Annotated in this window: 21 protein-coding genes and 1 tRNA gene; 7 read left to right on the top strand and 15 right to left on the bottom strand. The window is 62.8% G+C overall.

Annotated features, from left to right (window positions below; all coding sequences use genetic code 11):
• Position 1: 1 nt before the first annotated feature.
• From algG to yaaA, 7 genes are all read right to left on the bottom strand, one after another.
• Complete coding sequence (gene algG, locus P3C50_RS18635) at positions 2-1,534, bottom strand: mannuronan 5-epimerase AlgG (RefSeq protein ID WP_197857369.1); 1,533 nt, start codon at positions 1,532-1,534, stop codon at positions 2-4.
• Positions 1,535-1,545: 11 nt separating this feature from the next.
• Complete coding sequence (locus P3C50_RS18640) at positions 1,546-2,985, bottom strand: alginate export family protein (RefSeq protein WP_275547096.1); 1,440 nt, start codon at positions 2,983-2,985, stop codon at positions 1,546-1,548.
• Positions 2,986-2,999: 14 nt separating this feature from the next.
• Complete coding sequence (gene algK / locus P3C50_RS18645) at positions 3,000-4,376, bottom strand: alginate biosynthesis TPR repeat lipoprotein AlgK (protein ID WP_197857365.1); 1,377 nt, start codon at positions 4,374-4,376, stop codon at positions 3,000-3,002.
• 12 nt (positions 4,377-4,388) lie between these two features.
• Positions 4,389-5,552 (bottom strand): alginate biosynthesis protein Alg44, encoded by a 1,164-nt coding sequence (locus P3C50_RS18650; protein ID WP_275547097.1) that lies wholly within the window; start codon positions 5,550-5,552, stop codon positions 4,389-4,391.
• A 26-nt stretch (positions 5,553-5,578) separates the two neighbouring features.
• Positions 5,579-7,060 carry a glycosyltransferase family 2 protein gene (locus tag P3C50_RS18655; RefSeq protein WP_275547098.1) on the bottom strand — a complete coding sequence of 494 codons (1,482 nt, stop codon included), beginning with the start codon at positions 7,058-7,060 and terminating at the stop codon, positions 5,579-5,581.
• A 50-nt stretch (positions 7,061-7,110) separates the two neighbouring features.
• Entirely contained in the window at positions 7,111-8,421 is a 1,311-nt protein-coding gene (gene algD / locus P3C50_RS18660) for a GDP-mannose 6-dehydrogenase (RefSeq protein WP_275547099.1), read from the bottom strand.
• Positions 8,422-9,137: 716 nt separating this feature from the next.
• Positions 9,138-9,917 carry a peroxide stress protein YaaA gene (gene yaaA, locus P3C50_RS18665; RefSeq protein ID WP_275547100.1) on the bottom strand — a complete coding sequence of 260 codons (780 nt, stop codon included), beginning with the start codon at positions 9,915-9,917 and terminating at the stop codon, positions 9,138-9,140.
• Between the two features lie 512 nt (positions 9,918-10,429).
• Between yaaA and P3C50_RS18670 the strand changes: the two genes are divergently transcribed.
• From P3C50_RS18670 to moaE, 4 genes are all read left to right on the top strand, one after another.
• Complete coding sequence (locus P3C50_RS18670) at positions 10,430-11,821, top strand: PhoH family protein (protein WP_275547101.1); 1,392 nt, start codon at positions 10,430-10,432, stop codon at positions 11,819-11,821.
• Between the two features lie 308 nt (positions 11,822-12,129).
• A complete protein-coding gene (gene moaC, locus P3C50_RS18675) occupies positions 12,130-12,606 on the top strand; it encodes a cyclic pyranopterin monophosphate synthase MoaC (protein WP_275547102.1) in 477 nt (158 codons plus the stop codon).
• On the top strand, positions 12,603-12,845 hold the full coding sequence (locus P3C50_RS18680; protein ID WP_003459467.1) for a MoaD/ThiS family protein: 243 nt from the start codon (positions 12,603-12,605) through the stop codon (positions 12,843-12,845). The genes moaC and P3C50_RS18680 overlap by 4 nt, the downstream gene beginning before the upstream one ends.
• Positions 12,846-12,966: 121 nt before the next feature.
• Positions 12,967-13,419: a molybdopterin synthase catalytic subunit MoaE gene (gene moaE, locus P3C50_RS18685; RefSeq protein ID WP_275547103.1), complete on the top strand. Its 453-nt coding sequence runs from the start codon at positions 12,967-12,969 to the stop codon at positions 13,417-13,419.
• 300 nt (positions 13,420-13,719) lie between these two features.
• Here the strand turns inward: moaE and P3C50_RS18690 are convergent, their stop codons facing one another.
• Complete coding sequence (locus tag P3C50_RS18690; protein WP_197854790.1) at positions 13,720-13,884, bottom strand: hypothetical protein; 165 nt, start codon at positions 13,882-13,884, stop codon at positions 13,720-13,722.
• Between the two features lie 172 nt (positions 13,885-14,056).
• On the opposite strand from P3C50_RS18690, the gene P3C50_RS18695 reads away from it, so the two are divergent.
• The gene (locus P3C50_RS18695) at positions 14,057-15,973 is read left to right on the top strand and encodes a bifunctional metallophosphatase/5'-nucleotidase (protein ID WP_275547104.1); all 1,917 of its coding nucleotides are present in this window, start codon (positions 14,057-14,059) and stop codon (positions 15,971-15,973) included.
• A gap of 205 nt (positions 15,974-16,178) precedes the next feature.
• Positions 16,179-17,093: a DMT family transporter gene (locus P3C50_RS18700; protein ID WP_275547105.1), complete on the top strand. Its 915-nt coding sequence runs from the start codon at positions 16,179-16,181 to the stop codon at positions 17,091-17,093.
• Positions 17,094-17,138: 45 nt separating this feature from the next.
• Here the strand turns inward: P3C50_RS18700 and P3C50_RS18705 are convergent, their stop codons facing one another.
• From P3C50_RS18705 to P3C50_RS18715, 3 genes are all read right to left on the bottom strand, one after another.
• Positions 17,139-17,585: a hypothetical protein gene (locus tag P3C50_RS18705; RefSeq protein ID WP_275547106.1), complete on the bottom strand. Its 447-nt coding sequence runs from the start codon at positions 17,583-17,585 to the stop codon at positions 17,139-17,141.
• A 25-nt stretch (positions 17,586-17,610) separates the two neighbouring features.
• Positions 17,611-17,775, bottom strand: coding sequence for a hypothetical protein (locus tag P3C50_RS18710; protein ID WP_197854795.1), 165 nt, complete (start codon positions 17,773-17,775; stop codon positions 17,611-17,613).
• A gap of 106 nt (positions 17,776-17,881) precedes the next feature.
• Complete coding sequence (locus tag P3C50_RS18715) at positions 17,882-18,109, bottom strand: hypothetical protein (protein WP_275547107.1); 228 nt, start codon at positions 18,107-18,109, stop codon at positions 17,882-17,884.
• Positions 18,110-18,332: 223 nt separating this feature from the next.
• Here P3C50_RS18715 and P3C50_RS18720 point away from each other — a divergent pair.
• Positions 18,333-18,409, top strand: a tRNA-Met gene (locus tag P3C50_RS18720).
• A 78-nt stretch (positions 18,410-18,487) separates the two neighbouring features.
• Here the strand turns inward: P3C50_RS18720 and P3C50_RS18725 are convergent.
• The 4 genes from P3C50_RS18725 to P3C50_RS18740 form a co-directional block, all read right to left on the bottom strand.
• Positions 18,488-18,856 (bottom strand): hypothetical protein, encoded by a 369-nt coding sequence (locus tag P3C50_RS18725; RefSeq protein WP_275547108.1) that lies wholly within the window; start codon positions 18,854-18,856, stop codon positions 18,488-18,490.
• Between the two features lie 109 nt (positions 18,857-18,965).
• Positions 18,966-19,136: a YhfG family protein gene (locus tag P3C50_RS18730; RefSeq protein WP_275547109.1), complete on the bottom strand. Its 171-nt coding sequence runs from the start codon at positions 19,134-19,136 to the stop codon at positions 18,966-18,968.
• Positions 19,137-19,174: 38 nt separating this feature from the next.
• Positions 19,175-19,462: a HigA family addiction module antitoxin gene (locus tag P3C50_RS18735; protein WP_106739111.1), complete on the bottom strand. Its 288-nt coding sequence runs from the start codon at positions 19,460-19,462 to the stop codon at positions 19,175-19,177.
• Positions 19,462-19,740, bottom strand: a complete 279-nt coding sequence (locus tag P3C50_RS18740) for a type II toxin-antitoxin system RelE/ParE family toxin (protein WP_275547110.1) — start codon at positions 19,738-19,740, stop codon at positions 19,462-19,464. Before P3C50_RS18740 ends, P3C50_RS18735 begins: the two co-directional genes overlap by 1 nt.
• Between the last annotated feature and the right edge of the window lie 270 nt (positions 19,741-20,010).

The raw sequence follows: 20,010 nt of genomic DNA on the forward strand, positions 1-20,010 counted from the left end.
GTCAGTTGGTCATCTGCTCGGGATCGATCGGGTCGATCAGCACGGGCTGGCGCTGGCGCACCATGAGGTCGAGGATTTCGTCCTGTTTCTCGCCGAGGATGCCGGCGAGCTGGATGCCGCTGCTCTTGCGCGGCGCGAGCATCTTCACGCGATACAGCTCGACCGACAGCGGCGAGTCGATGTTGATCGGGCTGGAGCCGTTGCCGGCCAGGGTGCCGCCGACGATGATCATCGAGATCTTGGTATCGAACGGGTCGAGGTCCAGGTCGCGGTCGGTGTCGGACAGATCCTTGATATGGCCGTACACGCCGGTCAGCTGGTTCATCGCCGAGAGGTTTTCGTAGAGGCGGATGTTCTCGCTGTTGCGAATGCGGATGCCATGGCGCTGGTTGCGCATGACCTGATTGCCCCACAGCAGGTTGTCGCCGCTCTCGTACAGGGTGATGCCGTCGGCATGGTTGCCATGCACGCGGTTGTAGGCGATCAGGTTGTTCTCGCTGCTGCGGTCGATGACCACGCCGGAGAGCTTGTTGTCGTAGCTCTCGTTATTGATGATCCAGCTGTCGTTGACCTCGCGCGAAATGATGATGCCGTGCTTCTTCTTGGTACCGAACACGGTGTTCTCGGCGATGATCAGGCCGTGCGAGCGGTCATGCGGGTCGATGCCGTAGACGATGTTGTCGCGGTAGGTGTTGCCCTTGATCACCACGTTCTGCGCTTCGTAGCAGTAGAAGCCGTACCAGTGGTCGACGAACTCGGAGTCGATCAGCCAGCCGGTCGGCTCCTCGCGCTTGAGGCGCGCGTGCATGTTCGGCGTGTACTGGGTGATCGATACGCCATAGGACTTGGAGTTGTCGTAGCCCAGGCTGGTCAGCACGCTGCTGGCGATGTACAGCTCGCTGCCACCCCATGAGACCAGGAACGGGCGGAACTCCTTGCCATCGTCGCGCAGGGTGGCCGGGCCGTTATCGGCCTCGCGCCAGGCGGTGACGCGGGTGTCGGTGAGAAACATCAGGCCGTCGTTGACCAGGAACGAGCCGCGCTCCTGCGACAGACGCAATTCGCGGGTCGCCTTGCCGACATGCAGCGCCGCACCTTCGGCGACGACGATGGGCAGGCGAGCGATGTACACGCCGTCTTCCTGTTCGGCGAACTGGCTGTCGGGCAGCGCCTCGGCGAGGTCCTCGGCGGTGACCGTGCCACCTTCGATGAAGATCGCCTGGGGCATGCCCTGCTGGCGCTTGATCCACTCGCGCAGGCGTTCGTTGCCGCCGGTGAAGTCCTTCAATGCGTCCTGGCGCAACATGCGCCGCACCACCACCTGGCCTTTGGCCTGGGGAATCTTGGCCAGCACCGCCTCCTTGGTGTAGCCGGACAGGTCCGGCAGTTCGGGCGCCTCCATGTGCAGCTCTTGCGCCGGGGCGCTGCGTACGCGGTAGTCGAACTGGTGCTGCTCCGGGTTGGCCTGGGCCAGGGGCGCTGCGAGATACAGCGCGCCGAGCAGAATGGGTAGGGCTAAGCCGTTGGGTTGCATGGTCCGATCCCTCAGAAACGCCAGATGAAGTCGACGAAGGCGCGGTGCATCACCGAGTCGGTGCCGCTGCCGTAGGCGTCGCCCGGCAGGAACACGCCGGCGCGCAGGCGCACCAGGGCCGAACGATCATCCAGCTGTTCGGCGACGGTGGCGGGCAGCAGGCCCTGCTTGAAGTAGCGGGTCAGCACCAGGTCGACTTCCTGGCCGATGTCTTTCTCGCCAGCCACCAGCGGCGCGGTGATGCCGCTGTCGCCGACGTCCTGATCGCCATCGACGCGCCAGAAACGGTGGTAGACAACGCTGGCGTCGTAGTCCTCGCCCAACTGCCAGGAGCTGAACGCGCTGGCTACCTGCAGGTTCGACAGTTCGCCGCGGAAGGCTTCGCCGTAACGGTGCAGGCGCGATTCGACGCCAGTGAAGTTGGCGCGGTTGCTGTGCAGGCCGGTCTGCATGAACTGGCGCGACTCGCCTTCATCGCCACCACCGCTGCCGCGGGCATAGGCGGCACCGATCTTCCAGTTGTCGTCGAGGCTGTAGCGCAGGCCAAGGTCCATCGCCCAGGCGTCGACATCCTGGCTGCGCGAGCCGGTGGCGATGCGCTCGTTGCCGACCACTTCCTGCTGCAACTGATCGGTATCGCCCTGCAGCCAGGTCAGCTGCGCCCAGTAGTTGAGGCGGTTGCGCGAATTGCGTTCGAAGAAGCCACCGTCGGCATGCAGGCCGAACCAGGTCAGATCGCCGGTGTAGCGCTTGCTCAGCTCGTCGACGCGCTCGCCGGGATTGGCCAGGCGGCCGTCGTCACGGCTGTGATGCAGCTTGGCGCCGATACGATGGCCGGGCGTCCACTGGTAGTCGAGGCCGGCGAAGAAGTGCTGGCGATCTTCGTCTTCGGGCGCCAGGTCATCGAGGTCGGTGCGGTAGTCGGAGAAACGCTCGGCAACGCCGACGGTGGCTTGCAGCAGGGTGGTGTCGAAGCGCCAGTTGACCGCTTCGATGTTGGTATCCCACCAGCTGCCTTCGTCGCTACGCAGGCGCTGGCGGCCAACGCGCAGGTGCTCGCCGGGATACGCTGTGAGGCCGCTGTAGTCGACCCAGAACTCGCGCATGGCCAGGTAGCTCTTGTCCGGCTGGCGGGCGTCGCTGCGCTGCGTGCTGTCTTCGCCGTCGTCCTGCAACGGGTCGGTTTCGATGGTGTCGGTGGCGGTGACCGCCTGGCCCATGGCGAAGGCGCTCCATTCGCCGCGTTCGCCGTAGGCCCAGGGACGTACGTCCAGACCGATACCGCTGACATCCCCGCCGCTACGGGTGCCGAGGTCGCGGTCGTCTTCCGATTGCGCGGTGATCTTCACATCCAGGCCGAAATTCTTCGGCGCATCCGCTGCCCAGGCAGTGCTGGCGGCCAGTAGGCAAGTACTCAGCCCAAGCTGGCTGACGATACGGTTTAACTGCATGCGTGCATCCCTGTTCATGGCTGGCTGACCTGCAAGGCGGCCTGCTGCTGCAGGACGATGCCGCGGGCATCGCGCTCTTCACGCAGTAGGCGCTGGCCTTCGGCGAGCTGCGCCGGGGTCAGGCTCTCGGCCACCGCGTGCGCCAGCTCGAAGGTCGGCGGCGTGTTGCGCGGCAGTGCCAGTTGGCTGAAGACATAGGCGTTGACCGGGTTGGGCTTGACCCCGCGACCCTGGCTGTACATCTGTGCCAGGGCGAAGTCGGCGCTGAGCTGACCAGCGCGGGCGGCGCTGAGCAGGTGGTCGAGCGCCTGCTGGGCGTAGACCTCGCCGAGGTAGCCGCGCAGGTAGATTTGCCCCAGGTAGTAGCTGGCGCTGGGTTCGCTGGGCGCGGCCTTGCGCAGGTGTTCCTCGGCCTTCTTCGGCTGCTGCGGCAGCAGCTTGCCTTCGTAGTACAGGCGTCCGAGCAGCAGTTCGGCGCGTGGCAGGGCGGCTTCGCGACCCTTTTCCAGATAGCCGAGCAGGGTGTCGATATCGCCTTGTCCCGGGTAGTCGTAGAGCAGACGCGCCAGGCTGACCCAGGCGGCCGGGTAGTTCGGCGCGATGGCCTCGAGCAGGTCCTGCGCCTGCTGCGGTTGCGGCTGGCCCAGCTCGGGGTCGCTGAGTACCTGCGCCACGGACTCGACCTGATTGGGTGACACGCTGCCGGCGCGGTAGCCCGCCAGCAGTTGGTCGATCAGCACCTGGCGGTCGTCTTCGCGGTTCTGCTTCTGGTACACGGTGGCCAGCTCGGCGTAGCAGGCGTCGTTGCTGGCCAGGCGCGCCTGGCAGATACGCTCGATCTCGCCCAGGTGCTGGTCGTAGGTGCCATCGGTGCGATACAGAAGAATCTGCGCCAGCTCTGCCTGTGGCAGGCCCTGCTGGCGCCAGTCTTGGATACGTTGCGCGAGGTTCATGGCGGGAAAGTCCTGTGGGTAGAACAGGTAGAGTTCGGTCAGAGGCAGCAGCGCGCTCGGCTCGTGGGCCTGGGCTGCGCTCTCCAGCAGTTCGGCGGCCTCCTGGCGCTCGGCCAGAGTGCTGCCGGGCTTGCGCGCCAGCAGCTTGCCAAGGCGCGCCTTGGCACGCGGCGAGCCGTCCAGGGCCTGGCGGTAGATGCGCTCGGCCTCGTCCAGGTCCTGGGTCTGGCCGTTCGCCGCGTAGATGTCGGCCAGGCCGATCTGCGAGTCGCTGTAGCCCATCTCGGCGAGCTGGCGGAAATGCCATTCGGCAGTCTGCTGATCGCCGCTCTGCAGGGCTTCGCGGGCCAGGCGCTCATCGGGCAGGCCGGCGCAGCCGGCCAGCGTGGCGCTGACGGCGAGGCCGAGCAGGGCAGGGCGAAGAAGGGGCATGCTCACGGCTGAACCTCCTCAGCGCCCGGCGGCTACGGCGCGGTCGACCAGGCCGCCGAAGGACGGTCCACGGTCGATGACCACGTCCACCGGTTGGCCGGCGAGGCTGGCCGGCAGGGTTTCCTGCGGCTTGATCACCACGCGGATGTCCGAGCTCAGGCCACCGTCGTGCAGCGCGCTGCTGACGATCTCGCCATGGCGCGCCTGGTCTTCGCCCGCCACCTTGAAGGTCACTGGTGTGCCGGGGCGCGCCTGCTCCAGGTTGCGGTAGGAGAAGCTGGCGGCGACTGTGGCCACACCATCCTGCGGCACCAGCTCGAAGATCACGTCGCCCTTGCTGGCGAACTGGCCGTCGGCCACCAGTTGGCGGGAGATCTTGCAGTTGCACGGGCTGGTCAGGGTGCCCTGCATCTCGCGGGCGAACAGCGCTTCGATCTGGCTCGGTTCGAGCTGGTCTTCGCCCAGATGGCCCTTGAGCATTTCCAGCATGCTGGTGGTGAAGGTGGCGATCGGTGCGCCCTTCTCCACGATGCCGTCGGGTTGCGCCAGGCTCTGCACGCTGCCTTCACGCGGCATGGTGACCTGCAGCGCCGGCAGGCTGATCTGCGCCGACTTCGCGTGGGTGACGAAGTACAGACCGTAGATCGACTTGCCGATGTAGCCGAACGCGGCCAGGCCGATCACGAAGATCGCGGCGCTGAAGGTCACGGCGCGCAGGCGACCGAACATGCCCATGCCACCGCCGGAACCGTTCTTGCGTGCTTTGGTGAAGTTGTCGCGCTGGAGGATATGCAGCACCTCGCCAACGTTGACCAGCTCACCGGCCAGGTGGCTGCTGATCAGGTGGCGCAACGCTGCGGCTTCACGCGCACCGAGGCCCTGGAAATGGCAGCCTACGCGGTTATGTTCCGGTTGTACCGAGCTGACCTGAAACTCGACGTCCAGACCCAGCACCAGGCTGTCGAGCTGGAACTGCAGCTGGCCGCGGTGGAAGTCCCCGACCTTGTGCGTGGCGTTTTCGCTGGTGAAGCTGAAGCCGCCGGCAGAGACATCCTGCAGGCGTGCATCGATGCGTTCGCGCTGGGCATTGGTGTAGCGCAGGCGCCCTGGCAGCTTGACGCGGGCGTGCTGGCGCTGGGCCTCGGACTCATGGACGACGTTGAGATTGGCGACGGAGTTCATGGTGGCTAATTCCTATTCGAGTAGGGTCATACCAGCGCCAGCAGCGCGGCGATAAAGACAGAGGCAGCAGAGAAAGTCATGGCACGCGAAGACCAGCTGTTGAACCAGTTGGCGAAGCTGGACAAGCCGCGGTTGAGCTTGGTGTTCTGGCGCGTCCAGGACTGTTGGTCGAGGCGGAAGAACACGTAGATCTTCACCATGGCCCCGACGATCTGGTTGTAATAGAGCAGCGCCGGGTAGGCCGGGCCGATGCGGTGCCCGGAGAGCATCAGCAGCAGGGTCAGGATCAGCCGCGTAGTACCGATCCACAGCAGGTAGATCAGCAGGTACATCACGCTGTACTTGATGCTGGCTATGATCGCCACGCACAGGCCCAGCAGGCAGGTCCACATCGACACGCGCTGGTCGAACAGCACCAGGGTGGTGAAGGCGCCGAGGCGGCTCATCCCCAGACGCAGGGCTCGCGAGTTCTGCCGCAGGTTGTTGCCGTACCAGCGGAACATCAGCTTGCGGCTGGCCTTGATGAAGCTCTTCTCTGGCGGGTGCTCGACCGTGTTGATGGCGGCGTCCGGCACGTAGAAGGTGTCGTAGCCCAGGCGCATCAGGCTGTACCAGCTCGACTTGTCGTCACCGGTGAGGAACTGGAAGCGGCCCAGGCGCCAATGCTCCAGGTGGTCGGCTTCGACGTCACGGATGAACTCGGGGTCGGTCACCACGCTGGCGCGGAACACCGACATGCGCCCGGTCATGGTCAGCACGCGCTTGGAGAGTGCCATCGAGCACATGTTGAGGTGGCGCTGGGCGAAGCGCAGCTTGTGCCATTCGCTCATCAGGTAGCTGCCGCGTACCTCGCAGAACTCGTTGGTGGTCAGCCCGCCGATATTGGGGAAGAGCTTGAACCAGGGCACGCATTTACGGACCACTTCAGGTTCGAGCACGGTGTCGCCGTCGATCACCGCCACCACCGCATCGCGGTCCGGCATCTGTCGGGAAATGGCGCGGAAGCCATGAGCAAGGCCGTCACGCTTGCCGGTGCCGGGAATGCGCACGATGTCCAGGGTGACATGTGCCGGCGGCTCGGCCTGGGCCCACAGGTTCTTGATCAGCAACTCGTCGGAGAGCTCGACGATCGAACACACCACGGTGGTCGGGTAGCCGCATTCGATGGCTTCGCGAATCACCGAGCGGTAGACCATGGCGGTGGTCAGCGCCTCGATGCGGAAGCTGGTGACCAGCAGGAACACATGAGAGGGGTCGGCGTCCTTGCCGAGTTTTGTAACCTTGCGGCGATACCAGGGGTATACCAGGTAGAGGAACAGGCAGCCGCGCACGAAGTGCATGGCGCCCATGGAATAGCGCCAGATGCCGACGATACCGATGAGCAGGAGGAAGTCCCGCGATTCGGGGTCGAACACCGTGCGTGGCAGAGCCAGTGCCAGGAGCATCAGCAGGCTGAGATAGAGCATCCAGCCGCTGGCTTGGTTGAGGCCGTTCTTGAGCTTGTCCATATGCGTCTCCGAGTACCTGCACGCTCGAGGCGTGCAGGTACGCTCGGCCTTTACCAGCAGATGCCTTCGGCCACGCCGTTGCTGGCGTTGGGCATGAAACCGACCAGGTCGATCACCCGCTTGCCGCTCGGCGCCTGCTCTGCCAGCTTGGCGAAACGCTCGTCGCTGTTGCCCAGGACGATGATGTCGGCCTTCGCCACCACGTCGTCCAGGTCACTGTTGAGCAGCGAGGAGACGTGCGGGATCTTCGACTCGATGTAGTCCTTGTTGGCGCCGTGTACGCGGGCGTACTCGACGTTGCGGTCGTAGATGCTCAGGTCGAAGCCCTTGCCGATGAGCATTTCCGCCAGCTCCACCTGCGGGCTCTCACGCAGGTCGTCGGTGCCGGCCTTGAAGCTCAGGCCGAGCAGGGCGACCTTGCGCGAATCCTGGCTGGCGATGATGTCGAAGGCTTTCTGCACCTGAGCAGCGTTGCTGCGCATCAGCGAGCCGATCAGCGGGGCTTCCACGTCCAGGCTGCTGGCGCGGTAGTTCAGCGCGCGCACATCCTTGGGCAGGCAGGAGCCGCCGAAGGCGAAGCCGGGCTTCATGTAGTACTTGGAGAGGTTCAGCTTGTGATCCTGGCAGACCACGTCCATCACCTCGCGACCGTCGACGCCGACTGCCTTGGCGATGTTGCCGATCTCGTTGGCGAAGGTGACCTTGGCCGCATGCCAGACGTTGCAGGTGTACTTGATCATCTCGGCGACTTCGATGTCCTTGCGGATGATCGGTGCGTCCAGCTCGCTGTAGACGCTTTCCAGCAGGTCGCCGGAAGCCTTGTCCAGCTCACCGATGACGGTCATCGGCGGGAAGTCGTAGTCCTTGATCGCGGTGCTCTCGCGCAGGAACTCGGGGTTCACCGCCAGGCCGAAGTCGACACCTGCCTTCTTGCCCGAGCAATCCTCGAGAATCGGCAGCACCACGTTCTTGGCCGTGCCCGGCAGCACGGTGCTGCGCACCACCACGGTGTGGCGCTCGTTCTTGTCGCGCATGGCCATGCCGATTTCGCGGCACACGCCTTCGATGTAGTCCAGCTCCAGGTCGCCGTTCTTCTTGCTCGGCGTACCGACGCAGATGAACGACACATCGCTCTCCAGAACGGCAGTGGCAACATCGGTGGTGCCACGCAGACGGCCCTGACGCAGACCCTGTTGCAGCAGTTCTTCCAGACCTGGTTCGACGATGGGAGATTTGCCGTTGTTGATCAGGTCGATCTTGTGCGCGGAGATGTCCACGCCAATCACGTCGTGACCCCGTGCCGACAAACAGCCGGCACAAACGGCACCTACATAACCCAAACCGAAGATACTGATTCGCATGGTATTCACCTCGTCCGTTCGATGCAGTTTCAAATACTGGCCTTTTGGCCAAAACTAGTCCGTGAACTTGCTTTTAATGGCGAGCAAGTTCATTCAGGCATAAGTAGAGGGTGGCGCCGGAGTTGGCACCAAGTGCGGGCCGTTATATATAACAGTGGCCCTTTGGTATTGTTGTCTCTGCCTCGCGTGAGGCCTCTGGTTCAGTGCTGTGGCGGGTTGTGCTGTCTCCCTTGGAACTGCATAAACTTTTCTCGGGGTGAAACGCTCCGGCGAAAATCAATCCGCTATCTGGCAGTCTCGGTTGTTGAAAAGTTATGTATTGAAATGTGTTACGGGCTGTATGAGTAGCGGCACTTTGGGATAGTTCCTACCGTTCGTCCTGAACCTGAACCGGAGCTGAACGAATTTTCTGATCGCAATATAGTGGCAACTTGCAAAATGCACGATGGCACGCGGCGAGTTAACTAATGCGAAACTATCCGATAACTAAGCGACGCAATAAGTTCTGCGCGAAGTGCGGCCGCGCTGAAACTGTGATGCCAAAGAGTTTTTTCAGAGGTAAACGCAGCGACTAAGGAATTTTTCTCGGGCGTTGCGCTCGGCGCCAGCGAGGCGGCCGGCACGGGGAACGAGCGGAAAGGAGGGAATTGCCCAGCGCAGCGGCCAAACCCATGCAGCAACCGATGAGCGGCGCATGGGTTTTTGCCGTTTGGCGATCAGTCCTGCGGATGGTCGCGCAGGAAAACCAGGCTGTCGGCCTTGGAATGTTCGGCCGAGTAACTGTAGCCCTGATAGTCGAAGTCCTTCAGGCCTTCGGGGTTGGTCAGGCGTTCCTTGATCACGTAGCGGGCCATCAGGCCGCGGGCCTTCTTGGCATAGAAGCTGATGATCTTGTACTGACCGTTCTTCAGGTCCTTGAACTCGGTGTCGATGATGCGCGCGTTCAAGGCCTTGCGCTTGACCGCGCCGAAGTATTCGTTGGACGCCAGGTTGAGCAGCACGTCGTCACCCTGGGCGGCCAGCGCTTCGTTGAGCCAGCCGCTGATGCGCTCGCCCCAGAAGGCGTACAGGTCCTTGCCGCGGCCGTTGACCAGCTTGGTGCCCATCTCCAGGCGATAGGCCTGCATCAGATCCAGCGGGCGCAGCACGCCGTACAGGCCGGAGAGCATGCGCAGGTGCGTCTGGGCGAAGTCGAAATCGTCCTCGGAAAAATCCTCGGCATTGAGCCCGGTATAGACGTCGCCCTTGAATGCGAGCAGCGCCTGCTTGGCGTTGGAGGGGTTGAACGGCCGCTCCCAGCTGCCGAAACGCGCGGCGTTGAGGCCCGCGAGCTTGTCCGACAGGCCCATCAGTTCGGCGATCTGCGCCGGGCTGAAGTCGCGCAGCTGCTCGATCAGTTCCTGGGCGTGGTCAAGGTGTTCGGGTTGGGTGAAGTGCGGTGTGGCGGGCGGTGTCTCGTAATCGAGGGTCTTGGCCGGTGAAATCACCATCAACATGGGCTAGGTCTCCAGAAAGCGTGACGGCGATTCTAGAGGGCAGGGATCGGCAAGGCCACCTATCGGGGCGATTGAGAAGAGCCGATCACTGCTTTGGTAGGAGCGAGCTCTGCTCGCGAATGAACCGATACCGCCCCTGGGAAGGCAGAACATTCATGGCCAAGCGAAAGGGCGCTACACCTGATTGGCGCGGCGTGCTGCAAGTGAGGGCGGGTAAGCGAAGCGGGCGACAGCCGGTAGGACTTCCGACTGTAACGGGGCGCTGGCGGCACGCCAAGCGTTATCTGTCGCGTGTGCAAATAAACCCGCATGCCGAGAAAAAAACGTTTTTCTGTCATGTGAATTGGAGTAATAAAAAAGCAAGACCGCCGAAACCTGCAGACAGGTGGCGGCCATTGGCCCTCACCTTGCTTGCCACCTTTCGGCCCCGATCTGAAAAATCGGCGGTCTCTGTCCGGCGCAGCACCGCCCTGGTATTGCGTCGCCTGGCTACTACAAGAAGGTGACCGAGTATGGATGACCACGGACGCTCCAAGCCCACCGCTCCAACCCTCTACGCCCTCGACACCAATGTTCTGATCCACGATCCCAACGCCTTGCTCAACTTCGAAGAACACCACGTCGCCATCCCGATGACGGTGTTGGAGGAACTCGACAAACTGAAGTCCGGCAAACACGGCGTCGCCGCCGAATGTCGCCAGGCCATCCGCCTGATCGACCAGATTCTCGCTGGCGCCGAACCCGAAGACGTCGAATATGGCGTACCGATCCAGCGCGGCAAGAGCGGCCCCTGCGGGCGCCTTTCCATCCTTATGAGCAAGAGCGCGGCGCCGGTCACCTGGCTGCCGGAAACCCTCAACGACAACAAGATCATCAACCAGTTGGTGGAGCTGAAGTCACGCAACCCGGGCCTTTCCGTGGTGCTGGTGACCAAGGACATCAACATGCGCCTGAAGGCGCGCGCCTGCGGCATCGACGCCGAGGACTACCACACCGACCAACTGGTCGATGACGTCTCGCTGCTGTCAAAGGGATATCACGACATGCCCGGCTCGTTCTGGGACCGCGTGAGCAAGGTCGACACCCGTCAGGACCACGGCCGCACCTGGCACCGCGTGCAACTCACCGACAACCTGCCGGCCGTGCACATCAACGAGTTCATCCTTGATGAGCAGGGCTTCGTCGGCTGGATCAAGGCGATCAAGGGCGATGAGCTGGTGATCCTCGACATGCACCAGGAGCCGCTGCTGCACCAGGAAGCCTGGGGCCTGAAACCGCGCGACATCCACCAGGCGCTGGCGCTGTTCGCGCTGCTCGACCCGGACATCCATCTGGTCAACCTGTCCGGCGCTGCCGGTTCCGGCAAGACCATCCTGGCGCTGGCCGCGGCCATCGAGCAGACCATGGTCAGCAAGCGCTACCGGAGGATCATCGCCACCCGTAGCGTGCAGGGGCTGGATCAGGAAATCGGTTTTCTGCCCGGCACCGAGGCGGAGAAGATGGAGCCCTGGCTCGGCGCCATTACCGACAACCTCGAAGCGCTGCATATGGAGGACGAGAGCACCCACGGCAGCGTCGACTACATCCTGCAGAAGGTGCCGCTGCAATTTAAGTCGCTGAACTACATCCGCGGGCGCAGCTTCCAGCAGAGCCTGATCCTCATCGACGAGTGCCAGAACCTCACCCCGCACCAGATGAAAACCATCATCACCCGTGCCGGCAGCGGCTCGAAGGTGGTCTGTCTGGGGAACCTGGCGCAGATCGACACGCCGTATCTGTCAGCGCCCAGCTCGGGTCTGACCTACCTCACCGAACGCTTCAAGGACTTCCCGCACGGCGTTCATATCACCCTGCAGGGCGTGCCGCGTTCGGTCCTGGCGGAATACGCGGAAAGTCATATGTAGTGCTCCTGGCTCCCCTCTCCCGCTTGCGGGAGAGGGGCGATAGTGCACCAATATCTCGACGCCCCTGCTCGCAAGAGCCGGGGCGTTTTTTGTCGGTATCAACGCGGTAATCCTGTAGGAGCGGCTTCAGCCGCGATGATCGCGGATAAATCCGCTCCTACAGTTGTGTCGCCGGATGTAGTCAGTATGTAGTCAGTAGCCCGGATGAAATCCGGGGATTTTTGCCGCTCTGGCCCCGGATTTCATCCGGGCTACGAATTCCTGACCTGCAGGTTTACAATCGGTCGATTCCCGCCAGGAGCTTTCCCGTGCTGACCCACCTCGATTCCCAAGGCCGCGCGCATATGGTCGACGTCACCGACAAGGCGACTACCTTCCGTGAAGCCACCGCCGAAGCACGCGTGCGCATGCTCCCCGCCACCCTGAAGATGATCGTTGCCGGTGAGCATCCCAAGGGCGATGTGTTCGCCGTAGCGCGTATCGCCGGCATCCAGGCGGCGAAGAAAACCAGCGATCTGATTCCTTTGTGTCACCCGCTGATGCTCACCGGCGTCAAGGTCGAGCTGAGCGCCGAAGGCGATGACTGCGTCCATATCACCGCACGCTGCAAACTGTCCGGGCAAACCGGTGTCGAGATGGAAGCACTGACTGCCGCCAGCGTCGCCGCGCTGACCATCTATGACATGTGCAAGGCCGTGGATCGCGGCATGGTCATCGAGCAGGTACGCCTGCTGGAAAAGCTCGGCGGCAAGAGCGGTCACTACAAGCTGGAGGAGCAAGCATGATCCGCGTGCAGTATTTCGCCCGCTACCGTGAGGCCCTGGGCCGTGACGACGAACAGCTCAGCGGCGACTTCGCCACTCTTGACGATTTGCGTCTGCACCTGGTCGCCCGTGGCGGCGAGTGGGAAGTGCTGGGCGAGCAGAACCTGATGTGCGCGCGCAACCAGGAACTGTGCAGCCTCGACGAGCCGCTGGCCGAAGGCGATGAAGTGGCCTTCTTCCCCACCGTCACCGGCGGTTGATACGGCTGTAGGAGCGGCCGGGCGGCGTTCCGCTTCAGCCGCGATGATGAACCGCTCCGCGTAGGGTGGGCTTCAGCCCACCAAACCGACTCTGAAAACGCCTCATCAAACGAGACCCCGCATGACCATCCGCGTCCAAGCCCAGCCCTTCGACCCCGGTACCGAGCTCAACGCCCTGCATGCTGCCAACCTCGGCATCGGAGCGGTGGTCACCTTCGTCGGCTACGTGCGTGACTTCAATGATGGGCGCGAAGTGGGCGGCATGTTCCTCGAGCATTTTCCCGGCATGACCGAAAAGGCCCTGGCCAAGATCGCCGATGAAGCGAATGAGCGCTGGTCGCTGCTGGGTATCGAGATCATTCACCGCGTCGGTCGGCTGGAGCCGGGCGAGCCCATCGTCTTCGTCGGCACCAGCAGCGCCCATCGCCAGGCCGCGTTCGACGCCTGCAACTTCGTCATGGATTACCTGAAGACCCGCGCTCCTTTCTGGAAGAAGGAAGACACCAGCGAAGGTCCGCGCTGGGTCGAAGGCCGCTGCAGCGACCAGAGCGCCGCCGAGCGCTGGAAGCAGTAGGGAGTCATGGGGCTGTTACCTGAGCCACCTTCGGCGTGGGGCCATCAACCGCCCGGTGGGTTACGCGGCGCACGGCCTTCACCTGCGTCTTGAAGACCGTCATTCAGCGCCGCTAACCCACCCTTCGAGTGACCGCGCGCTGAACCGTAGGGTGGGTTAGCCGCCTGGTAAGTCTGTTGAGCGAATCGCAATGCCTGCTGCGGCGTAACCCACCATTGGCGCAACGCCATCTACTGTCTGGTAGGGTTGCGCGGCGCGCGAGCAGCATCTGCATCGAACGTCCCCCCGAGCGCTGCACGCCTACGCCAACGCCAGATGCACCCGCAACGCAATCGGCACCAGCATCACCAGCACACCCAGGCCTAGTACCAGCACGCCCCATTCGTGTTCGCGAAAGTTGAAGCCGACCCCCAGCATCAGGAATCCGCCGATCAGCAGCACCAGCATCAGGTCGTAGTGGTCCATCGTTCTTCTCCGCTTTGCCGTCCTGTATGCAGCCTAGCCCCTTCGTCTGGCTTGGGGCTGACCTGAGGCAATGAATGGCTGACTCGATTGGCGACAAAAGGCGTCTCGATCGGTCGCTGTCTGGCGTCATGGCCTGTTCCATACTGTGCGCAGTCATCGTCAAGGATCGTCCATGCGCCTGCTTTCCTCCCTTCTCTTCGCCGGCCTGCTGGCTGCAACGCCGCTGACCGCTGCCGAGCGCAGTTTCACCATCCTGCACAGCAACGATTGGCAGTCGCGCCTGCTTGGTTTCGGTCCGAACAACGAATACAGCCCGGCAACGGTGAACGACGATGGAACCGTTGGCGGTGTCGCGCGCCTGGCCACCTTGTTGAACGAGCGCCGCGCGGCAGCCGGGGATGAACCTCTGCTGCTGCTCGATGGCGGCGACTTCACCATGGGCACGCTGTTTCACACCATCGCTCGCGAGATGGGCAGCGAGCTGCGTCTGATGACCGAGCTGGGCTACGACGCCGCGGTGATCGGCAACCACGAGTTCGACTTTCGTCCGGCAGGCCTCGCCGCGATGATCAGCGCCGCGCACAAGGTCAAGGGCGATGCGCTGCTGCCGCTGCTATCGAGCAACATGCGCTTCGATCCGACGAGCAAGGCTGACGACAGCCTCGAGGCGCATGCCGAGGCCGGGCGCATCCTGCCTTACACGCTGATCGAGCGTGGCGGCATCCGCTTCGGCCTGTTCGGTCTGCTCGGTAACGACGCCGTGGCGGTCAGTCCGATGATCAAGCCGGTGACCTTCGCCGACCCGGTGGCCACCGCCCGGGAAACCGTGGCCAAGCTTCGCGAGGAGGGCGCCGAAGTGGTCATCCTGCTCTCGCACATGGGCGTCACCCAGCAAGCCGATACCAGCTGGCGCGGCGAGGAGGTGGAGCTGGTCGAGCAGGTGCCGGGCATCGATATCGTCGTCGGCGGCCACTCGCATGTGGCGCTGCCGCAGCCGGTCTTGGTCAATGGGCACACCCCGGTGGTGCAGGCCGGTTCGGAAATCCAGTACCTAGGCGAGCTGCGCATGACCCTCGGTGACGACGGCGTGCCGCGAGTGCGCGACTACCGCCTGCATCCGGTCAATGACAGCATTGCCGGCGATGCGGCCATCACCGCCAGGGTGGAGGATTTCAAGCAGGTGGTCAGCGAGCGCATGCTGGCGCCCAAGGGCTATCGGTTCGACCAGGCGCTGGCCAAGGTCGACCAGAGCCTGGGCCGCGATTTCAGCGACCATACCCTGGCTAACCTGGTGACCGATGCCCTGCGTCATGCGGTGGACGCCGACCTGGCCTTCACCGGCAACGGCACCATCCGCGATGACCTGCTCAAGGGCCGCAACGGTGTGCAGGATGTTTCCGACCTGTTCCGCATCGCGCCGCTGGGCATCGGCCATTTCGACGACGAACCCGGCTACCCGATGATCAAGGCCTACGTCAGCGCCCGTGAAATCAAGTCGCTGCTGGAGGTGCTGTTGCTCGCCTATCAGTTACGCGACAGCCAGAGCTATTACCCGCGGGTCTCCGGCGTGCGCTTTACCTACAACCCCTGGCGCGTGCCGTTCGACCGCGTCAGCCGCATCGAGATAGGTGACTCGGTCAGGGGTTACCGCGACCTGGATCTGAACGACACGCGCCTCTACAGCATCGGCGCCACCAGTTACGTCGGCAGCTTCACCTGGCTGGTGCCGGACCTGACCAAGGGCCTGCTCAACGTGATCCCCAAGGATGCCGAGGGCAAGCCGCTGCCACGTATCGAAGATGCCATCGTCGATCAGGACCCGGAAACCGAAGGCATGCAGGAACTCAAGGAATGGCAGGCGCTGCTCGACCATATCCGCAGCCTGCCGGATCTCGACGGCGATGGCCTGGCCGACATTCCTACCACCGGCATCGCTGCCGAAGTACGCATGATTCGCGCGCCGAGCCTGCATCCGGCCGAGATGTTCCGCCTCGCCGGGCCGCTGCAGTGGGGCACCAGTACGGTGATCCTGGCTTGCGGGTTGCTGATCCTCTGGCTGCTGAGTCGCCCGCTGCGGCGACGGTATTGAGTGTCCAGCGCGCGCTGCGTGCCGACTCCGGTACGCAGCGCGCCTTTGCTCATCCGCCGCGATCTTGCCAAGCCTGGCCTGCCTCCGTATGGTGCAAAGCCGCCTGCTTCGGAAGCTATGCAATGATCGCTCAGCACTGCCCGCACGCTGACCGTGCTCAACCGGGCCGTTCCCGTTCGGATAAACCTGGCGCGGCAATCGCCTTATGAACGCACTCCAACACTCGCGCCCGCTGGCGCTGTTCGGCCTGTTGCTGGCCAACCTCTGCTGGTCCGGCAATGCGCTGGTGGCGCGTGCCTTCGCCGGCGAAATCGCGCCGTTCACCCTGTCGTTCTGGCGCTGGTGCCTGGCCCTGGCGCTGCTACTGCCCTTCGTCGCCATGCCGCTGTGGCGTCACCGCGTGGCCGTGGGCAATGCCGGCTGGCGCCTGCTGGTGCTTGGCGGCCTTGGCATCGCCGGCTACAACTCATTGCTCTACAGCGCCGCGCAGACCACGGCGGCGATCAACATCTCGCTGGTCAACACCTGCCTGCCGCTGGTGACCTTCATCGGTGCCGGTCTGTTGCTCAATGAATGGCCGGCTCGCCGTGCCTGGTGGGGCATGCTGGTGGCCGTGGCGGGGTTGGCCGTGCTCATCAGCCAGGGGCAATGGAGTCGCCTGGCCAGCCTGTCGTTCAACCAGGGCGACCTGATCATGCTGCTGGCCGTGGTCGACTGGGCGCTGTACTCGCTGCTGCTGCGACGCTGGTCGGCGTACCTGCAGCCAATTCCGCCGCTGGCCTTGCTCGGTGTGTTCATTCTGCTCGGCGTACCGCTGATCCTGCCTTTCTACCTCTATGAACTGAGCCAGGGCGCACACCTGACGCTCAATACCGCCAATCTCTCGGCCATCGTCTACACGGCGGTGTTCGCCTCGCTGGTGGCCTACCTGGCCTGGAACCATGGCATCCGCGTGATCGGCGCGGCCAAGGCGGCGCTGACCAATTACGTAATGCCGGTCTTCACTGCGTTGCTGGGCTGGGTGCTGTTGAACGAGAGCCTGCAGCTCTACCACTGGCTGGGCGCCGCGATGATCTTCGGTGGCCTGCTGCTGGCCACGCGACCAGGCAAAAGCGCCTGAAAAAACTCCCCTCTCCCGCTTGCGGGAGAGGGGCCGGGAGGGTGCTTACTCCGGCTTCATCATTACCAAAGCTTCGCCGCCCTTGCGATCGTGCGTCAGGATGAACGGCTGCCCGGCGATCATCATCTTCACCGGCACCCTGCGCGGTACCGTGGTGCCGGCATTGACCGCGGCGGCGGTCAGCAGCTGGCGGGTCAGCGTGTCGTCCTGCTGCGTCTCGCTGGTCACCACGCATTCATGGCTGACCTTCACCTGCATGCTCAGGCTCTTGTCCGCGTTGAAGCCGATGGTGGCGAAGCCCATGTCGGTCATTTCGGTGATGCCATACTCCCGCGCCACGCGATGCGCCTCGGCAAAGCTCGGCGCCGTCTGCAGGCAGATATCGCGAAAGGCCTGCACCACCGGCGAGGTAACCGGCACCGGTGGCTGCGAACCCAGGTTGGCGCAAGCGCCGAGAAGGCCAAAGCTGACAAGCAAGGCGAACTTTTTCATCACATCTTCCTTAATGAAGAGTCGTTCAGGGTTGCTGGCAAAGATCATGCCCCAGCAGCTTCGAGGCCAGGCCCTTGGCAAGGTAGGTTTCCACCACGCGACCATCGCCGCAATCGGTCTTGTGGCCGATGGCGATACCGATGGAAAGCACGACGAATAGCGCCAGGCCGATATTCTGGATGGGCGTCATGACAGGGCTCGTTTGGTCAACAAGTGGGGCAGGATGAAGAGGTGGGCAGGGGATGGCAAGTGCCAACCCCACCCTCGGCACCTCCAGTGATGCAGGGATGTGACCGTTACGGCAGGGTGATCGACAGGCTACTAAGCGCGACCTGGGCGACAAGCATCCAGACAACCGCGCTAATGATGCCCAGCACGCTGTAGCCGACAACGATGCCTATCGCGATCTGCTTCCACAGCCCGGCGAAGCGGTTGGGTTCGTTGCGGTAATGCGTCGGCATATCACGCTCCGCCCGCAGATCGTCGAAGTCGTCTCTCGCTCTCAAGGTGTTCTCCTGGTTCATGGGCCAGCGCGCGGCGGCGCTGCAGCCTGCTGGAGGTGGATTTTCCGGGATCGTCCGACAGCCCCGCAAGCACCGTCCGAGCAATTGAGCGGTGAACCGCAGGCTCGGAAACGAGTAATTGGGCGCGTCGCCAGCGGCGAAGCCTAACCGCTTGATAAAACGTAAATTTATCGTTGATCTGGGGTTGACAGCAGTGGGCTAGACGCGGACAATGCGCGCCGTTGGCTACATAGCTCAGTCGGTTAGAGCGCAGCATTCATAATGCTGATGTCCCAGGTTCAAGTCCCGGTGTAGCCACCATAAATTTCAAGGGGTTAGCGAAAGCTAACCCCTTTTTGTTTGCCCCTGGAAAAGGCGCCTGAACGGCGCCTTTTTCGCTTAGCTGCCGACCGCTCCCACACATGAGGTGTAGCGCTTGGCAATGGCGATCACCTCGGCCTTGCTGGCAAAGCTCTGAGGGGACTGGCCAAAGATGCGGTTCTCGCACATTTCCCGATAGTTCTCGTAACGCGCCATGCAGTTGGCGGGCGTCGAGCCGCCTGTAACCTGGTAGCTGGGGTCGCTGCATATGAAAGCTGCAAGGTTGTTGGCGCCGACCTTCACTTCATCAAGGCTTACGCTTGTGGCCTCTGCCTTCTTCAGTAAAGCCTGGTAGCTATCGACCGTGATGGCGGTAACGGAGAAGTGCTCGTTATAGACGTAATAGCCGGCGGCGGCGATGGCGATCAGTAGTAGCAGTGTTTTCACGTGGTTCATCCTTGATGCGAAAGGCCGGCAGATTAATTGCTCGCACTGAGGCTGTCCATGGCGTTCTGGGTGCGAGCGTCAGGGCAGGAACAATCCGCCCCTTTGTTTTTCAGGTGTCCCTAGACCGAAGTTTGTTCAATACCGCTTCGCGTGAAGGTAATGGGCGTTCCGCATCGGCAGGAGTGACCTGAAAACCCGCCAAGCACAGGCTGGCAAAGTAGTTGGAACGACGCACCCTGGCGAAGTAGGCCTTTTTGATCTGCAAAGATGGGGGCGACATGACGCTACCTCTATTGACGGTGACAATTGCTTCAGCAATCAGGCGAACGCCAGTTTGCCAACCTGTTTGAGGTCTACGTGCTGACGGGCGATCCACAGATCATAAGCGTCCTGCATGGCCAGCCAGCTTTCCGGCGAGCGCCCCAGTGCTACTGACAGGCGCAGGGCCATTTCCGGTGTTACACGGCTACTGCCTTTGAGTACACGACTCAGTGTCGAGGGCGCTACGCCTAGCTTCTCGGCCAGCTCGCGGCCGCTGATGCCATTGGGCTCCAGGTAGATATCGGTGATGAACTCACCGGGATGGGGCGGGTTGTGCATGTTCATCAGTGGTAATCCTCATAGTCCAGGACATAAGCGTTTCCGTCGCGAAACTCGAACGTCAGCCGCCAGTTGCCGTTCACCATGATCGACCAGCGTCCACGCATTTCTCCCTTGAGCGGGTGCAAGCGAAAGCCAGGGACATCCATATCATCTATCGTCATAGCGGTATCCAGCGCTGCCAGCTGCATTCGTAATCGCTTGGCGTGGGCTGCTTGTACGCCAGCCGTGCTGCCCGTTTCGAACAGCTTGCGTAGCCCTTTGTGCTGGAAAGATTTGATCATCGCCGGAGTCTAGCGTGTTGCGCAACGCGCAACAATGCGTAAATTCGCAGAGTATTGTGTGGACTGCTCCTCGATCCGGGGCTGGAGTCTCGGGCTGCTGCGCCAATCAAGTCGGCTCCGACGGCCTGTGCGATGAGCACATCGATATCGGCATGAACCGTGGGGGTGCCTTGCCGCGTACGTATGATTTCGGCCAGACGAGTATCGTCGATCATTTCCAGCATGGCCTCGTACCGTTCAGTGGGAACGGCATAGAAGACAGGTGCGTTG

The organism is Pseudomonas sp. Marseille-Q0931 (genome assembly GCF_940789645.1).
Lineage (GTDB): Bacteria > Pseudomonadota > Gammaproteobacteria > Pseudomonadales > Pseudomonadaceae > Aquipseudomonas.

Coding starts and splice junctions, on each gene's coding strand:
- algG (WP_197857369.1), bottom strand. CDS start 1,534: ATGCAACCCAACGGCTTAGCCCTACCCATTCTGCTCGGCGCGCTGTAT.
- P3C50_RS18640 (WP_275547096.1), bottom strand. CDS start 2,985: ATGCAGTTAAACCGTATCGTCAGCCAGCTTGGGCTGAGTACTTGCCTA.
- P3C50_RS18650 (WP_275547097.1), bottom strand. CDS start 5,552: ATGAACTCCGTCGCCAATCTCAACGTCGTCCATGAGTCCGAGGCCCAG.
- P3C50_RS18655 (WP_275547098.1), bottom strand. CDS start 7,060: ATGGACAAGCTCAAGAACGGCCTCAACCAAGCCAGCGGCTGGATGCTC.
- algD (WP_275547099.1), bottom strand. CDS start 8,421: ATGCGAATCAGTATCTTCGGTTTGGGTTATGTAGGTGCCGTTTGTGCC.
- yaaA (WP_275547100.1), bottom strand. CDS start 9,917: ATGTTGATGGTGATTTCACCGGCCAAGACCCTCGATTACGAGACACCG.
- P3C50_RS18670 (WP_275547101.1), top strand. CDS start 10,430: ATGGATGACCACGGACGCTCCAAGCCCACCGCTCCAACCCTCTACGCC.
- P3C50_RS18680 (WP_003459467.1), top strand. CDS start 12,603: ATGATCCGCGTGCAGTATTTCGCCCGCTACCGTGAGGCCCTGGGCCGT.
- moaE (WP_275547103.1), top strand. CDS start 12,967: ATGACCATCCGCGTCCAAGCCCAGCCCTTCGACCCCGGTACCGAGCTC.
- P3C50_RS18690 (WP_197854790.1), bottom strand. CDS start 13,884: ATGGACCACTACGACCTGATGCTGGTGCTGCTGATCGGCGGATTCCTG.
- P3C50_RS18695 (WP_275547104.1), top strand. CDS start 14,057: ATGCGCCTGCTTTCCTCCCTTCTCTTCGCCGGCCTGCTGGCTGCAACG.
- P3C50_RS18700 (WP_275547105.1), top strand. CDS start 16,179: ATGAACGCACTCCAACACTCGCGCCCGCTGGCGCTGTTCGGCCTGTTG.
- P3C50_RS18705 (WP_275547106.1), bottom strand. CDS start 17,585: ATGAAAAAGTTCGCCTTGCTTGTCAGCTTTGGCCTTCTCGGCGCTTGC.
- P3C50_RS18710 (WP_197854795.1), bottom strand. CDS start 17,775: ATGACGCCCATCCAGAATATCGGCCTGGCGCTATTCGTCGTGCTTTCC.
- P3C50_RS18715 (WP_275547107.1), bottom strand. CDS start 18,109: ATGAACCAGGAGAACACCTTGAGAGCGAGAGACGACTTCGACGATCTG.
- P3C50_RS18730 (WP_275547109.1), bottom strand. CDS start 19,136: ATGTCGCCCCCATCTTTGCAGATCAAAAAGGCCTACTTCGCCAGGGTG.
- P3C50_RS18735 (WP_106739111.1), bottom strand. CDS start 19,462: ATGAACATGCACAACCCGCCCCATCCCGGTGAGTTCATCACCGATATC.
- P3C50_RS18740 (WP_275547110.1), bottom strand. CDS start 19,740: ATGATCAAATCTTTCCAGCACAAAGGGCTACGCAAGCTGTTCGAAACG.